Below are 14,462 nucleotides of genomic sequence, written 5' to 3'. Positions count from 1 at the left end.
GTGAAAAATGAGTGATATTTTATCGATCAACGACCTTGAGCTTAATGGTGCAAAAGTCTTTATAAGGTGCGATTTTAACGTGCCTATGGACGAGTTTTTAAACATCACTGATGACCGCAGGATCCGCTCAGCGATACCAACTATCCGCTACTGCCTAGATAATGGCTGCAGCGTGGTTTTGGCTAGTCACTTAGGGCGTCCAAAAAACGGCTATGAAGAGAAATTTTCACTTCAAGGCGTGGCTAAGAGGCTATCAAGGCTGCTTGATAGAGAGGTGATATTTGCTGAAGATGTGATCGGAAATGACGCTAAAACAAAGGCTGCAGCTCTAAAGCCAGGCGAAATTTTAATGATAGAAAATTTACGCTTTGAAAAGGGCGAAACCAAAAACGATGAGGCTTTGGCAAAAGAGCTTTCAGGTTTTGGCGAATTTTACATAAATGACGCATTTGGCGTTTGCCACAGAGCTCACGCATCTGTCGAAGCAATAACTAAATTTTATGATGAGAAGCACAAGGCAGCGGGATTTTTACTACAAAAAGAGATAAATTTCGCTCAAAATTTGATAAAACATCCATCTCGTCCATTTGTCGCAGTCGTGGGCGGCTCAAAGGTAAGTGGCAAGCTTCAAGCCTTGCATAACCTTCTGCCACGCGTCGATAAGCTCATAATTGGCGGCGGTATGGCATTTACATTTTTAAAATCACTTGGCGAAAACATCGGAAATTCGCTCCTTGAAGAAGAGCTCATCGAAGATGCAAGGCAAATTTTACAAAAAGGCAAAGAGCTAGGTGTGAAAATTTACCTGCCAGTAGATGTCGTCGCTGCTCAGACATTTTCAGCTGAAAGTGCCGTAAAATATGTCCCAGCTCAAGAGATCCCAAATGGTTGGATGGGGCTTGACATCGGGCCAGCGTCGATTAGGCTATTTAAAGAGGTCATCGCAGATGCGCAAACCATCTGGTGGAACGGACCTATGGGCGTTTTTGAGATGGATAAATTTAGCAAGGGTAGCATCAAAATGAGCCACGCTATCATCGACACTCACGCGACAACCGTCGTTGGCGGTGGCGATACGGCTGACGTGGTCGAGCGCGCAGGAGACGCTGATGAGATGACATTTATCTCGACTGGCGGCGGTGCGAGCTTGGAGCTAATAGAAGGCAAAGAGCTGCCTGGCATAAAGCCGCTTAGAAAAGAGGAGTAGGCCTTGAAATTTCTAGCGAATTTAAAGTGCAACCACACAAGAGCGAGCTTTAGAGAGTACGCGAAAATTTTAGACGAAAATTTAAGCGCAAACGACGATGTGAGCGTATTTGCTCCTGCTAGTGCCTTTGATGAAAAAAGGCATATTTTTAGGCTTGGGGCGCAGAATTTCTACCCATGCGAGAGTGGGGCATATACTGGCGAGATCGGCAAGGCGATGCTTGATGAATTTGAGATCAAAGACGTGCTGATCGGCCACTCTGAGAGGCGTGAAATTTTAAATGAAAGCGAGGAGTTTTTGCGAGCAAAATTTGACTTTGCCGCAAAAAATGGCTGGAATGTGATCTACTGCATCGGAGAAAATTTAAGCACAAATGAAAGCGGAGCGACCAAAGAATTTCTAAGCCGCCAGCTTGAAAATATAGACCTGGGCTATAAAAATTTAGTCATCGCCTACGAGCCGATCTGGGCGATAGGAACCGGTAAAAGCGCTAACATAGAGCAGATAGATGAGGTGCTAAGTTTTTTAAAGACAAAGGCAAACGTGCCACTACTTTACGGCGGAAGCGTCAATGCAGCAAATATCGCTGATATCGCAGGTATAAAAAGCTGCGATGGGGTTTTGGTAGGGACAGCCAGCTGGGATGCGAATAATTTTTTAAATTTGATACGCGTTGTCTCGTGAGCGCTTTTTAATGAGTTCGAAATTTTAAGTCTGCGACAGGCTATTTGCCTAGTCTTGACCTAAAATTTCTACACAACATTAAAATTCATCTCACGATACTGCCACTATTAAATTTGGTTTAAAATTTGAATTGCAAAATTTTAAAGGAGAAATAATGACTTTAAAAGGAAAAAAGGGTCTGATCGTCGGTGTTGCTAATGCGAAATCAATCGCTTACGGCATTGCAAAAGCTTGTCACGATCAAGGTGCGCAGATGGCGTTTACATACCTAAATGACGCTCTTAAAAAGCGTGTAGAGCCGATCGCTGAGGAGTTTGGTAGTAAATTTGTCTATGAGCTTGACGTAAATAACCAAGTTCACCTAGACGGGCTTGCAAATCAAATCAAAAAAGACCTTGGCGAGATCGATTTTGTCGTGCACGCAGTGGCTTACGCACCAAAAGAGGCACTTGAGGGCGAGTTTGTAAACACAACAAAAGAGGCATTTGACATAGCGATGGGCACTAGCGTTTATTCACTACTAAGCCTTACTCGCGCGGTCTTACCGGTGCTAAAAGAGGGCGGCTCGGTGCTAACTCTTACATACCTTGGCGGACCAAAATTTGTGCCACACTACAACGTCATGGGCGTTGCCAAAGCCGCACTTGAAAGCTCGGTTCGCTACCTAGCGCATGACCTTGGTGCTAAAAATATCCGCGTAAATGCGATCAGCGCAGGCCCTATCAAAACGCTTGCCGCAAGCGGAATAGGCGACTTTAGGATGATTTTACGCTACAACGAAGTAAATAGCCCGCTAAAACGCAACGTCACCACTGAAGATGTCGGCAACAGCGCTATGTATCTGCTTAGCGACCTAGCTAGCGGCGTAACAGGCGAAGTTCATTACGTAGATTGCGGCTACAACATCATGGGTATGGGCGACGTGGCTACCGATGCCGAGGGCAACACGATTCTAGCTTGGGACGCAAAATAACCTATCTATATAAATTTGGCGGGGCGACTCGCCAAATTCTTCTTTTAAATTTCACCAAATTTATCGCAAGGACAGAAAATGAGGGCTTTAGATGAGCTTATAGACACAAATGAGCCAGGCTGGGCGCTGATCGAAGAGTGGCTAAAAGAGGCCAAAAATAGCTATGAAATTTTGCCTCGAGATGAGAGCAGGGCTCAAAGCGAGCTTTTAGGGCTTCAAGTCACCACTCGTTCGCCGATGGGAGCGCTTGTTTATGGGTGCGGTGGCATTGTGATAGATGGTGGTTGGCTACGCCTGCTTGGCTCAGGATGTGAGCAGATGAAGCGCGGAATTTACAGCTTCAACCTTGGCAAAAGCTTTATCGAAGCAGGGCAGATGCCTAGTTATTTGCTCGTTGCGGACGATGTTTTGGGTGGATTTTTTGCGGTAAATGGCGGCGCCTTTGGTGGCAAAGCTGGCAACGTCTTTTACTACGCACCAGATAGCGGCAAATGGGAGGATACGAAGCTTGGCTACTCGCAGTTTTTATACTGGGCGCTAAGTGGCGATATATCTAAATTTTACGAGCTTTACCGCTGGGATGGCTGGCGCGAAGATGTAAGAAATTTTAGCCTTGATAGAGCGATGTTTGCGCTACCACCACTTCTTTGGCAAGACGCCGACGTAAGGGCGAGGCTAAAAGATATGAAAAAAGATGGCGTTAATATCGATGAGTATTTTGCCTCTTTGTTTAAGGGGGAGAAATAGGATTGATTTTGTAAATTTCGGCTTTTGCAAATTTTAAAATCTTACTCACTCACCTTAGCAACTTAACAAAGAAACAAAACTTTAAATTTCTAAAAAACTATTTTACAAATTTTAAAATTTGATAGAGTTTTTTGTAACAAAACCGCATGCAGTGCGCCAGCACTGAAGCATGCACTTCTAACGTTGTCGGAGTTAGGGGATCGTTAAGGGGATCAAGCCTCTTCCCTCTTAACAAAGAAGTAAACATTTAAATTTGATTAGATTGCTTTACAAATTTTAAAACTTTCATTCAATCGCAAGAATTGACTACTAAAATTTGGCTTTGCTTACTGCTTAGCTCAAATTTTAGAGCCGAAATTACTCGTTCATGAAATTTTAAAATTTGCCTGACGCTTGTCTGATTTGACAAAATAAATTTTTAAAATCTTACTCACTCGCCTTAGCAGACTACTAAATTTAGGCTGCACTTCGTTTAGCACTAAATTTAGAGCCGTGATATACTCGCTCATAAATTTCTAAAATTTAAATTTCACTGAGCGGTAGGTCTGATCAAACCTAAAAGTTAGCAGATTTTGCAGCATCCCAAAAAGTACCATGAAGGTGACAAAGCTGCTTCCGCCGTAGCTAAAAAACGGCAGCGGCACGCCCACAACCGGCGCAAAGCCGATCGTCATCGAGACATTTACCCCAACGTAGACAAAGATGAGCGCGGCTATGCCAGTGGTGGTCACCTGCGTGAAATAATCATTCTTAAGCCCGTAGTTTAGGCTAAGTAAGTGCGTTATAAGCGCTCCATAAAGCCCCAGCAAAAGAAGCGCGCCGTAAAAGCCAAAACGCTCGATATTGTAGGCAAAGATGAAGTCGCTTGTGGCGATTGGCAAAAATTTAAAGTGTGTCTGCGTCGCCTCGTCCTTTGGCTTGCCTTTTAGCCCGCCGCTACCTATGGCGATGATACTTTGTTTGACGTGGTAGCTTGGCTCTTCGGCGATGAAGTCGTGGATCCTCTTTTTTTGATAATCATGCAAATTTTCATACAAAACCGGCGCCGAAAATCCTATGGCAAGGATGATGCATGTCCAAATTTTCTTATTTACGCCGATGACAAAAAGGATTGTGTAGCCAACTATCAAAAGTATGAGCGCGGTGCCAAGATCAGGCTCTTTCATGATGAGCGCAAATGGCAAAAGTATGTAAAAACTAAGCCTTAAAAAGTCTTTTAGTCCGTATCCCTGGGCCTCTGGCGGGCGCTGCTTAACTAGATAGGCTAGCATCAGCAAAAAGGCTGGCTTCATCAGCTCTGAGGGCTGAAGAGTAAAGTGAACGAATGGAATTTCCAGCCAGCGCCTAGCTCCAAGCTTGCTAACGCCAAAGATATCAACGCTTAAAAGCAGCACGATGCAAACCCAGTAAAACATCGGGATGATCCAGTCGATGCGTCTAATAGGCAGCAAAAAAGCGATGCAAAATGAGACAAATCCTATGCCAAAATATACAAGCTGTTTGTTTGCCAAAATGTCGTTTGCTTCGGAGACTAAGATGTATGAGATGGCTATGATTGGGATGATTAAAAACGGCTGAATAAAATCAAAATGTGTTAAAATACGCCGATCTAGTTTTATCAAGAAGCAAACCTTGTTTTTTGGGCTAGATTATATCACAAACAAGGCTTTGATTTTGGTTAAATTTAATGTTTTAAATAGCTCAAGACTAGACGTTGCAGTAGCACATGAGCTTCAAATTTCACGTAATCAAGCTTTAAATTTGATAAAAGACTCCCTTATAAGCGTGAATTTAAAACCAGTCTCAAAACCAAGCTTTTTACTGAGCGAAAACGATGAAATTTGCGTAAATTTTGCCCCAAAAAAAGAGGTGCAAAACGAATACGAAGTAAATTTCGATATCCCTATCATCTATGAAGACGACGATCTCATAGTGCTTAATAAACCACCTCAAATTGTCGTTCACCAAGCCCCAAGCGTCAAAGAGGCGACACTTGTTGAGTGGTTAAACAAAAAGGGCTTTATGCTCTCAAATTTAAACGGCGACGTAAGAGCTGGCATCGTTCACCGCCTAGATAAAGGTACTAGCGGCGCTATCGTCGTTGCTAAAAACAACTTCGCCCACGCAAAACTAAGCGAGCAGCTAAGCGATAAGAGCATGGGACGAATTTATCTAGCACTCATCGACCTGCCCCTAAAAGAGGACGTCATCATCGACAAGCCAATCGGCAGAAATCCAAACAACCGCCTAAAAAAAGCGATCGTCGCAGACGCTAAATTTGCAAAAAGTGCCTTTGTAAATTTGCTAAGCGAAGGCGGAGTAAATTTGATAGCAGCAAAGCTTTTTACAGGCAGGACGCACCAGATAAGAGTGCATCTTGCTAGCATAAATCGCCACATTTTAGGCGATGATTTATACGGATTTAAGAGCCAAGGCGATAAAATAAGCAGGGTTATGCTTCACGCTTATATGCTCTATTTTATCCATCCGCGAACTGGCAAAAGGGTAGAATTTACCGCAAAAACGTATGATGACTTTAACCAAATAATTTACAAAAAAATTCCCAAGGAGATTTTTGATGAAAAAATTTGCCCTACGCATATTGACACCATTTTTAGTAGCTTTCTTAGCGGGATGCGGCTCTAGCGTACCGACTCAGCAAAGCACGTCACTACCAACGATTACAAGCTTAAAAACTATTTCAGATATGACAGAAGTTGGCTTCGAGTGGAACCCAGTGACCGATGAGAGCGTCGTTGGCTACTACCTTTACCGCTCAAATCCAAACGATGCAAACTCAAAAATGCAACTAGTTGCAAATATAAAAGACCGCTTTGCTACGCACTACGTGGATCGCGACCTAGCTCCAGAGACGACTTACTCATACCAAATGAGAACCTACTCAAGTAACGCCATCTCTCAACCAGGTGCAATTGCAACTGCGACAACTAAGCCACTACTTGACTCTGTGCCATTTGCGCAAGCTATCACAGGGCTTCCAGGCCGCGTAAAAGTGATCTGGAGACCACATCCTGATAGCACAGTAGCAAGCTACATCATCCAAAGAAGCGATGCAGGAGCTAATAAATTTAGCCAAGTAGCAGAGGTAAATGGCAGACTAAATGCCGAGTATATCGATACCGAGGTAAAACCTGGCAGGTCTTATGAGTATAGGATCTTAGTTAAAACTTCTTCTGGCGTCATCTCAAAACCAAGCCAAAACATAAGCGCCACAACAAAGGAGTTACCCTAAATCAGTAACGAACGTCCAAGCGACAAAAAATGCTCCAAAAAAGATCATCTTAACGTGGGATTACGCGCCAGCTGAGGATTTTGCTTATTTTAAGGTTTATAGAACGACAAGTAAAATTTTGCCTTACACATATCTAGCAAAAACGACTAGCAACACCTATGAGGATCTTATAAACACAAACGCAGCGACAAGGTATTATAGAGTCACAGCTGTCGATAAAGACGGTCTTGAGAGCTTGAAGCAAGAAGAGCCGATCGTTGGTAGCACGCTTGGCGCACCAAAAACTCCAAACATAAGCGCTAGCTACGATGGCAGCGGTGTAAATGTAAGCTGGAGTGCAGTTGATAGAGCTAGCTCATATACAGTTTATAGAAGCGGTGCTAGCGAGAAAGTCTTTAGCGGTATAAGTGATACTGGGCTTAGAGATGACAGCGTTCAAGCTGGTGCTAGCTACTCTTATAGCGTCGTAGCAGTCGATGAATACGGCATCGCCTCTGATAAGTCATCAAAAGCAGAAGTTAGCATAAAATAATGCCAAATTTCATCGCTTCATCCTTAAAAGAGCTCTCGTTTCCATTTGGTAATGACAAAATTAAATTTCTTTGGCAAGCAAGTGGCCGAAACGAGAGGCTCATCTACACAAAAAATGAAGATGAAGGCTTTTTTCTAGTCGTAAAGCCTGGTAAAACTGGCACCGTCGTAAAGGGAGAAAAACTTACAAAGCCTGCTAAAGTTGGCCTTTTGCAAGAGGCGTTGGAGCTTTTTAAAGAGCAAAGTTGTAACGGTATCATCAGCCAAGCATTTGCCGTCAAAAAGACAAATTTGACCAAAAAAGTGAGTGAAATTTTAAGTCTTGAGGAGTTTGCGCCAGCATTTTGTGAGCTAAAAGATAAATTTGAAGAGATATTTATCGAGATAGGCTTTGGCTCTGGCAGGCACTTGCTCTATCAGGCTAAAAATAACCCAAAAGCCCTAGTTATCGGCATAGAGGTCTATAAACCAAGCATCGAGCAAGTAGCAAAGCTAGCTAGGGCAAATGCCCTAGAAAACGTGCGGCTGATAAATACCGACGCAAGACTCTTACTCTCGCTTATCGGATCAAATTTGGTTGATAGAGTGTTTTTGCACTTTCCGGTGCCGTGGGATAAGGCCGAGCATAGACGCGTGGTCTCATCGGCATTTGCGCTTGAGTGCGAGAGAATACTAAAGGTTGGTGGTAAATTTGAGCTACGGACTGATAGCAAGGAGTATTGTGACTTTAGTTTGAGTAAATTTTTAGAGCCCACAAACTCAAAAATCGAAGCTTTTAAAAATAGAAATTTAGAAGTAACTAGCAAGTATGAAGACCGCTGGAGACGCCAAGATAAGGATATCTATGATGTCATTTATACTTGTGAGGCAAAAAGCGATGAGAGCGTTTTGGCTGGAGATTTTAGCTTTAAAGAAAAGACAAACGTAAAAAATATCATTAAAAATTTTAAAAATTTCATCATCAAAAAAGAGGATCACTTTTTACATTTTGAAGAAATTTATACCATAAACGAGAGTGAAATTTTGTTAAAAGTTGCCTTTGGAGCGTTTAACAAACCAGAGCAGTGTTTCATCAAAATAAGCGATGAGAAAAGCGAATATTTTATAAAAAAACCGATCTTAATTCGTGAAAATTTAGCAGCACACGAGCTTTTGAAGGAGTATTTGGCTGATGCAAGAGATAATTAGCGCAAGAAATTTAAGCCTAGCTTATGAGCGCAACGAGGTTGTGATCAATAGCGTAAATTTAGACATCTACGCAAATGACTTTGTCTTTATTACAGGCAAGAGCGGAAGCGGAAAAAGCACGCTTTTAAAGTCATTTTACGGAGAAATTTCGCCCCTTGCTGGCGAGCTAAATGTCTGCATGACGCAAATGGACGATATCGACGACAAAAGACTTTGCGAGCTTAGGCAGCGAGTTGGCATTATATTTCAAAACTATCGCTTGATAAATGAGTGGAGCGTCGAAAAAAACGTCATGCTACCCCTCATCATCAAAGGCGTCAATCAAAATGTGAGCAAAAAGCAGGTCGCTAAACTTTTAAAACATGTAAATATGCTTCATAAAGCCGATAAATACCCTCGCGAGCTAAGTGGCGGCGAACAGCAAAGAGTTGCCATGGCAAGAGCACTCGCGCACAATCCAAATTTGCTCTTATGCGACGAGCCAACAGGAAATTTAGACGAATACTCAAGCGACGTCATCTGGTCGCTTCTAAAATCAGCTAGAGAATTTCTAGGCACAAGCGTGGTTGTGGTGACGCATCACATCCCATCAACGCTTCGCATCCCATACCGCCACTTTGTAATAGAAAATGGAGGCGTGCATGAGATCGCTTAAAAACCACCTCGGGTTTATCCTGCCGTTAATCGCGCTTTTATTTTCAGTGCAGTTTAGCCTCACAGCGGACAAGATCGTGAGAGAGTATGAGAGGCTTATGGGAAATGACTACAACATCGTGGTGGTCTCAAACAAAGAGCTAAGCGAGCCAGTGCTAAAGCCAGTAGTTAGCACGCTAGCTAGCATTGAGCCACTAAGCCCGCAAAAGATCATCGACCGCCTATCAAACGACATCTCGGCTAAAAATTTATCCATTCTTCAAAACGCCTTGCCTAGATTTTACTCGCTAAGATTAAGCGAATTTCCATCGCCAGAGTATATGGAGGAGATAAAGCAAAAGCTTTTGAAATTTGATGGCATAAGCAAGGTCGAGACATTTTCAAAGACCCATGACAAGGTCTTTAAGATGCTAAATTTAGCCAAAAGCATATCTTATGCATTTATGGCGATACTTTGTGTTGTTGGGCTTATGCTTATGCTTAAGCAGACCAAAATTTGGCTATTTGAGCACAGAGAGCGCATCGAGATCATGACGCTTTTTGGCGCGCCATTTTGGCTAAAATCAGCCATGCTATATAAATCAGCCATGGTTGATAGCATAGTTGCGACCATTGTTGTTGGTGCGTTTTTCTTTTTCTTGCCTAGCATTGAAATTTTTAGAGAAAATGCCGCAAGCATAGATGTAGTCTTGCCTAGCCTTGATCTTTCAAGAGATATATTTATCCTTTTTGGCGTGGCTGTGGTTTTAAGCATTTTTGCTGTTAGTTTAGTGATGAGTAAGGCTAGAAAAAGCACGATATGAAAAAAGGAATTTTTACACTTTTGCTAGCTTTTAGTCTAGCTTTTGCATCAAATACTAAAGAGAAGATAAAAGACTCCAAAAACTCGCTAAGATCGACGCAGGCGATGAGCGAGCAGCTTAGTAAAAAGCTTGATGACTTGGCTGGCGATATCGTAAATGGCGAGAAAAAACTTCGCGGCATAAGCGGCGATATCACAAATTTAAAAGGTCAAATTTCAGTTCTTGAGACAAATGCTTCAAAAGCGCTTCTTGAGCTTGATGATCTAACAAAGCAAAACAAAGAGCTAGAGCGCACCCAAAAAGAGCTAGAGCAAAATATGATAAGGATCATCGCAGAAGATCTCTCATTTGATCTCATGATGTCTGCAAGCGAGGGCAAACAAAGCGAAGAGAGCATCATCTCATCTCAAATTTTAACCAAGCTAAATGCCATAGCAAAAGAGGACTTTAAAAGGCTTAGCCAAAACTACGAAGATACGATAGAAAAGATAAAAAACAAATCAAGTAAGATAAATGAGATAAACTCAAGTATAAAAAACTATAGGCGCAAGCAAAATGATCTACAAAGCCTAGAGAGCACGCAGAAAAATACAATAAACGGGCTAAAACGTGATAAAGAAATTTACAGCAAAAAGCTAGCCAAACTTCAAGCCCAACAAGACGAGCTAAGAAAGACGCTTGAGCAGCTTGCTATCATGCAAAAGCAAGAGGATGAAGCAGCCAGAGCTGCCAGAGAAAAGCAAGAAAGAGCAGCTAGCAAAGGTGGTAAAAAGGGCGAAAAGAGCCAGCCAATGGGTGGGGGCTATCAGACAAGCTCTGTTAAGAGGTACTCAGGCGCAAGGACGATCGCTCCGCTTGATAGCTACTCTGTGAAGCAAAAATTTGGCAACTACGTAGACCCGATATATAACATCAAAATTTTTAACGAGTCAGTCATACTTCGCTCAAGCACGCCAGATGCGAAGGTTAAAAGCGTTTTAAATGGCAAGGTCGTCTTTGCAAAAGCAACTCCGATGCTTGAAAATGTCGTCATCATCGAAAACGAAAACGGCATCCACACGATCTACGCCCACCTAAGCCAGATCGCGCCAACTGTAAAGGTCGGCTCAGTCGTGCAAAAAGGCTACGTCATAGGCCGAGTTAGAAATGATCTAACCTTTGAAGTAACGCAAAGAAACTACCATATCGACCCGCTTGAAATGATCTCAAAATAGTCACTTTGTAAGCGTTATTAGCTAAATTTAAAGCCTTTTTGGCTAAAATGCGTGAATTTCAAGGAGCATGACAATGAGTAAGAGAAAACGCGTATTGGTCAAATTTTCAGGCGAGGCCTTGGCTGGAGAAAATGGTTTTGGTATAGACACAGCTGTGCTTAAATTTATAGCAAGCGAGATAAAAGAGCTTATAGAAAATGATATCGAAGTTGGCATCGTAATAGGCGGTGGCAACATAGTGCGCGGTGTGAGCGCTGCAAAAGATGGTATCATCAAGCGAACAAGTGGCGATCACATGGGCATGCTAGCAACTGTCATCAACTCGATCGCGATGCGTGAAGCTTTGGAGAGAAGCGGACTTGAAGTAAGAGTGCAAAGTGCGATCAAGATGGAAGCGATCTGTGAGACTTTCATCGTGGGACGTGCGCAGCGCCATTTAGAAAAGGGCAGAGTTGTCATCTTTGCTGCAGGCACTGGTAATCCATTCTTCACAACAGATACAGCAGCTACGCTAAGAGCTATCGAGATCGGCTCAGATATGATCATAAAAGCGACAAAAGTTGATGGCGTTTATGACAAAGATCCTAAAAAATTCAAAGATGCAAAACTTCTAAAATCACTAAACTACGAAAAGGCGATGAGCGATGATATCAAGGTTATGGACGATACTGCCATAGCTTTAGCAAAGGACAACGCACTGCCGATCTTAGTTTGTAATATGTTTAAGGCTGGAAATTTATTAAAAATAATAAATGAAGAAGAAGCAGCCCTATACTCAGTTGTAAAATAAATTTCAAAAAGGATAAAAATGAGAACAGAACAAATCACAGCAAGAGCGCTAAAACAAGTAGGAGATGACAGATATAAGCTTTCACTTATCGTTGCAAAGCGCGCAGAAGCGCTAGCAAATGGCGCCATAGCTTTAGTTGATGCTGATACTTCAAAGATGAAATTTGCAGACATCGCACTACTTGAAGTGGCTGAGGGCAAAATAGGCTTAGAGGCAATAGTTGAAGGAAAATAGTCTTTTTTTAGAGCAGCTGATAGAGCAAATTTTAGCTTGTAAAAACGTTTCAGAAGCGATAAAACTGCTCTTTTCTCTTTGTGAAAGAAGTGAAATTTTAGACAAAGCTATCGACAGCTGCGTCACATCTCACGCTGGACAATACCGCAAAAGTGGCGAACCATACGCCATCCACCCCATCTTAGTAGCCTCTATCGTAGCAAACATGGGCGGCGATGAGAGCATGGTTATAGCTGCACTCCTTCATGACGTGGTCGAAGATACCGACGTAACGTTAGGTGAGCTTCAGGCTGAATTTGGTGATGAGGTGGCAAAGCTAGTTGAAGGGCTTACAAAGATAGTTGCCATTAGAGAAAATAAGCTTGCAAGCTCAGATAGCAACGAAAAACTGGCAAGCTCGGCGCTAACTTTTAGAAAGATGCTCTTAATCTCCATAGAAGACGTGAGAGTCCTTGTCGTAAAGCTTTGCGACAGACTTCACAACATGCTAACGCTTGAAGCGCTAAGGCCTGAAAAGCAAAAACGCATAGCTGAAGAGACGCTTATGGTTTATGCTCCGATCGCTCATAGACTGGGAATTTCATCGATCAAAAACATGCTTGAAGATCTAAGCTTTAAGTATGCGATGCCAGAAGAATACGCAAAGATCGATAGTTATCTAAACAAAAACAAGCAGCAGCTTAGCTTAAAACTAAATGCTTTTCACGAAAAGGTAAGCCAAATTTTGCTTGAAAATGGCTTTATCGAGGGCACTTTTGAGATACAAAAACGTATAAAACACTACTACTCGATCTATCTAAAGATGCAAAGAAAGGGCATTTCTATCGAAGAGGTGCTTGACTTGCTTGCTATTAGGATCATCGTGCAAAAGCCACTTGATTGCTACCTTGCGCTTGGAAATTTGCATATAAATTTTAACCCTCTCATCTCAAGATTTAAAGACTATATCGCGCTTCCAAAGCAAAATGGCTATCAAACTATACACACAACTATTTTTGATAACAAAAGCATCTTTGAGGCGCAAGTTCGCACTTATGACATGCATAAAACCGCCGAATACGGCGTTGCCGCTCACTGGAAATATAAAAATGGCGAGGGCAGCCTCTTAAATCCAAAGCTTGACTGGCTAAATGACATCAGCATGCAAAATAGCGAGAACGAGAGCAATGTCGAAGAGCTATATGAATACGCAAAAGATAGCCTTTATATCGAAGATATCGCAGTTTATTCTCCAAAGGGCGAGGTCTTTACTTTACCACGTGGTGCTACGGCGCTTGATTACGCTTATGAGATTCACTCAGAGATCGGACTTTACGCAAAAGAAGCTTATATAAACCGCGTTAGGATGCCGCTTCTAACAGAGCTAAAAAATGGCGACATCGTTAGGATAGTAACTGGCGAAGAGGCTAAATTTCGCTGTTCGTGGATAAATAGCGTGCGAACAGGCAAGGCAAAGGCGACGATGAGGTCATTTTGCAAGCAAAAGATAAGAGATATAAACTACAAAATGGCGATAGATATCTTAAAATCAGTATTTAACGTCTCAAAAGATAGAATTTTAGAGTGGATAGAGAGCGAAAATTTAGGCAAAAAGGTCTTTCGTGCAGCAACTGATAGCGAGTATCTGCAAGAAGTGGCAAATATGCTTAAAAAATACATCAGAAAAGAGCGCCCATTTATGATCTCTTTGGGCGACAAATACCAGATCAAAAAGCAAAAATTTGAAAACATAGTGATCTACTCAAATCACAAAATTTCAAATGTCGAGTTTGATTATTGTTGCAATCCAAAAAGGGGCGATAGCATAGTTGGCTTTAAAAATGGTCACACTGTGACAGTGCATCACAAGCTTTGCGAGCGCGCTGGCAAGCTAATGGATAAAGGTGATGAGATCATCTTTGTCAAATGGACGAGAAATGCCCCACATAGGTATAAAATTTTATTAAATTTAGAAAACAGAAAAGGTGCGTTGGCTGAATTTTTAACATATCTTGCTAGACTTGATATAAATTTAGCTACAATCTCGCTAAACGAAGCAAATGATCTTAGCGGAGATACGTTTGAAATAAGCGTCGAAATAGCAGAAAACATCGATGCAAACGAGATCAAAGAGAAGATCAAAGATAGATATAAGATTATTGATTTTGTTTCGCAAAGTGACCCATATCATAATTAGGAGAGAAA

16 protein-coding genes are annotated in these 14,462 nt (G+C 42.1%); 14 read left to right on the top strand and 2 right to left on the bottom strand.

Features of this window, described 5'->3' with window-relative positions; genetic code table 11:
* Positions 1 to 7 precede the first annotated feature (7 nt).
* The 4 genes from B9N65_RS03515 (at position 8) to B9N65_RS03500 (ending at position 3,611) form a co-directional block, all read left to right on the top strand.
* The gene (locus B9N65_RS03515; RefSeq protein WP_002941208.1) at positions 8 to 1,207 is read left to right on the top strand and encodes a phosphoglycerate kinase; all 1,200 of its coding nucleotides are present in this window, start codon (positions 8 to 10) and stop codon (positions 1,205 to 1,207) included.
* A 3-nt stretch (positions 1,208 to 1,210) separates the two neighbouring features.
* Complete coding sequence (locus B9N65_RS03510; protein ID WP_087582823.1) at positions 1,211 to 1,891, top strand: triose-phosphate isomerase; 681 nt, start codon at positions 1,211 to 1,213, stop codon at positions 1,889 to 1,891.
* A 154-nt stretch (positions 1,892 to 2,045) separates the two neighbouring features.
* A complete protein-coding gene (gene fabI, locus B9N65_RS03505; protein ID WP_087582822.1) occupies positions 2,046 to 2,864 on the top strand; it encodes an enoyl-ACP reductase FabI in 819 nt (272 codons plus the stop codon).
* A 78-nt stretch (positions 2,865 to 2,942) separates the two neighbouring features.
* Complete coding sequence (locus tag B9N65_RS03500) at positions 2,943 to 3,611, top strand: DUF2625 family protein (protein ID WP_087582821.1); 669 nt, start codon at positions 2,943 to 2,945, stop codon at positions 3,609 to 3,611.
* A gap of 365 nt (positions 3,612 to 3,976) precedes the next feature.
* On the opposite strand, the gene B9N65_RS10980 is transcribed toward B9N65_RS03500, so the two are convergent.
* Entirely contained in the window at positions 3,977 to 4,120 is a 144-nt protein-coding gene (locus tag B9N65_RS10980; protein WP_180385122.1) for a hypothetical protein, read from the bottom strand.
* A gap of 6 nt (positions 4,121 to 4,126) precedes the next feature.
* The gene (locus B9N65_RS03495; RefSeq protein ID WP_087582820.1) at positions 4,127 to 5,233 is read right to left on the bottom strand and encodes an FtsW/RodA/SpoVE family cell cycle protein; all 1,107 of its coding nucleotides are present in this window, start codon (positions 5,231 to 5,233) and stop codon (positions 4,127 to 4,129) included.
* A 52-nt stretch (positions 5,234 to 5,285) separates the two neighbouring features.
* On the opposite strand from B9N65_RS03495, the gene B9N65_RS03490 reads away from it, so the two are divergent.
* From B9N65_RS03490 to B9N65_RS03445, 10 genes are all read left to right on the top strand, one after another.
* On the top strand, positions 5,286 to 6,257 hold the full coding sequence (locus tag B9N65_RS03490; protein ID WP_087582849.1) for an RluA family pseudouridine synthase: 972 nt from the start codon (positions 5,286 to 5,288) through the stop codon (positions 6,255 to 6,257).
* The gene (locus B9N65_RS03485) at positions 6,190 to 6,864 is read left to right on the top strand and encodes a fibronectin type III domain-containing protein (protein WP_180385121.1); all 675 of its coding nucleotides are present in this window, start codon (positions 6,190 to 6,192) and stop codon (positions 6,862 to 6,864) included. Before B9N65_RS03490 ends, B9N65_RS03485 begins: the two co-directional genes overlap by 68 nt.
* A 118-nt stretch (positions 6,865 to 6,982) precedes the next feature.
* On the top strand, positions 6,983 to 7,396 hold the full coding sequence (locus tag B9N65_RS03480) for a hypothetical protein (protein ID WP_087582819.1): 414 nt from the start codon (positions 6,983 to 6,985) through the stop codon (positions 7,394 to 7,396).
* On the top strand, positions 7,396 to 8,583 hold the full coding sequence (gene trmB / locus B9N65_RS03475) for a tRNA (guanosine(46)-N7)-methyltransferase TrmB (protein ID WP_087582818.1): 1,188 nt from the start codon (positions 7,396 to 7,398) through the stop codon (positions 8,581 to 8,583). Before B9N65_RS03480 ends, trmB begins: the two co-directional genes overlap by 1 nt.
* On the top strand, positions 8,567 to 9,238 hold the full coding sequence (locus tag B9N65_RS03470) for a cell division ATP-binding protein FtsE (protein ID WP_087582817.1): 672 nt from the start codon (positions 8,567 to 8,569) through the stop codon (positions 9,236 to 9,238). Before trmB ends, B9N65_RS03470 begins: the two co-directional genes overlap by 17 nt.
* The gene (locus B9N65_RS03465) at positions 9,225 to 10,040 is read left to right on the top strand and encodes a cell division protein FtsX (protein WP_087582816.1); all 816 of its coding nucleotides are present in this window, start codon (positions 9,225 to 9,227) and stop codon (positions 10,038 to 10,040) included. The genes B9N65_RS03470 and B9N65_RS03465 overlap by 14 nt, the downstream gene beginning before the upstream one ends.
* Positions 10,037 to 11,254 (top strand): murein hydrolase activator EnvC family protein, encoded by a 1,218-nt coding sequence (locus tag B9N65_RS03460; protein WP_009294285.1) that lies wholly within the window; start codon positions 10,037 to 10,039, stop codon positions 11,252 to 11,254. The genes B9N65_RS03465 and B9N65_RS03460 overlap by 4 nt, the downstream gene beginning before the upstream one ends.
* A gap of 73 nt (positions 11,255 to 11,327) precedes the next feature.
* Positions 11,328 to 12,044, top strand: coding sequence for a UMP kinase (gene pyrH / locus B9N65_RS03455; RefSeq protein WP_009294284.1), 717 nt, complete (start codon positions 11,328 to 11,330; stop codon positions 12,042 to 12,044).
* 18 nt (positions 12,045 to 12,062) lie between these two features.
* Positions 12,063 to 12,278: a DNA-directed RNA polymerase subunit omega gene (locus B9N65_RS03450; RefSeq protein WP_004317259.1), complete on the top strand. Its 216-nt coding sequence runs from the start codon at positions 12,063 to 12,065 to the stop codon at positions 12,276 to 12,278.
* Entirely contained in the window at positions 12,265 to 14,454 is a 2,190-nt protein-coding gene (locus B9N65_RS03445) for a RelA/SpoT family protein (protein ID WP_087582815.1), read from the top strand. Before B9N65_RS03450 ends, B9N65_RS03445 begins: the two co-directional genes overlap by 14 nt.
* The last annotated feature ends 8 nt before the right edge of the window (positions 14,455 to 14,462 follow it).

Source organism: Campylobacter concisus, from assembly GCF_002165815.1.
In the GTDB taxonomy this organism is placed as follows: domain Bacteria; phylum Campylobacterota; class Campylobacteria; order Campylobacterales; family Campylobacteraceae; genus Campylobacter_A; species Campylobacter_A concisus_BH.
Note: the sequence above shows the minus strand (reverse complement) of the source record. Positions and strands in the feature narration are given on the sequence as shown.

Excerpts from the sequence above, each read along its gene's own strand:
- B9N65_RS03515 (WP_002941208.1), top strand. The coding sequence starts at position 8 with ATGAGTGATATTTTATCGATCAACGACCTTGAGCTTAATGGTGCAAAA.
- fabI (WP_087582822.1), top strand. The coding sequence starts at position 2,046 with ATGACTTTAAAAGGAAAAAAGGGTCTGATCGTCGGTGTTGCTAATGCG.
- B9N65_RS03500 (WP_087582821.1), top strand. The coding sequence starts at position 2,943 with ATGAGGGCTTTAGATGAGCTTATAGACACAAATGAGCCAGGCTGGGCG.
- B9N65_RS10980 (WP_180385122.1), bottom strand. The coding sequence starts at position 4,120 with ATGAGCGAGTATATCACGGCTCTAAATTTAGTGCTAAACGAAGTGCAG.
- B9N65_RS03485 (WP_180385121.1), top strand. The coding sequence starts at position 6,190 with ATGAAAAAATTTGCCCTACGCATATTGACACCATTTTTAGTAGCTTTC.
- trmB (WP_087582818.1), top strand. The coding sequence starts at position 7,396 with ATGCCAAATTTCATCGCTTCATCCTTAAAAGAGCTCTCGTTTCCATTT.
- B9N65_RS03470 (WP_087582817.1), top strand. The coding sequence starts at position 8,567 with ATGCAAGAGATAATTAGCGCAAGAAATTTAAGCCTAGCTTATGAGCGC.
- B9N65_RS03465 (WP_087582816.1), top strand. The coding sequence starts at position 9,225 with ATGAGATCGCTTAAAAACCACCTCGGGTTTATCCTGCCGTTAATCGCG.
- B9N65_RS03460 (WP_009294285.1), top strand. The coding sequence starts at position 10,037 with ATGAAAAAAGGAATTTTTACACTTTTGCTAGCTTTTAGTCTAGCTTTT.
- pyrH (WP_009294284.1), top strand. The coding sequence starts at position 11,328 with ATGAGTAAGAGAAAACGCGTATTGGTCAAATTTTCAGGCGAGGCCTTG.
- B9N65_RS03450 (WP_004317259.1), top strand. The coding sequence starts at position 12,063 with ATGAGAACAGAACAAATCACAGCAAGAGCGCTAAAACAAGTAGGAGAT.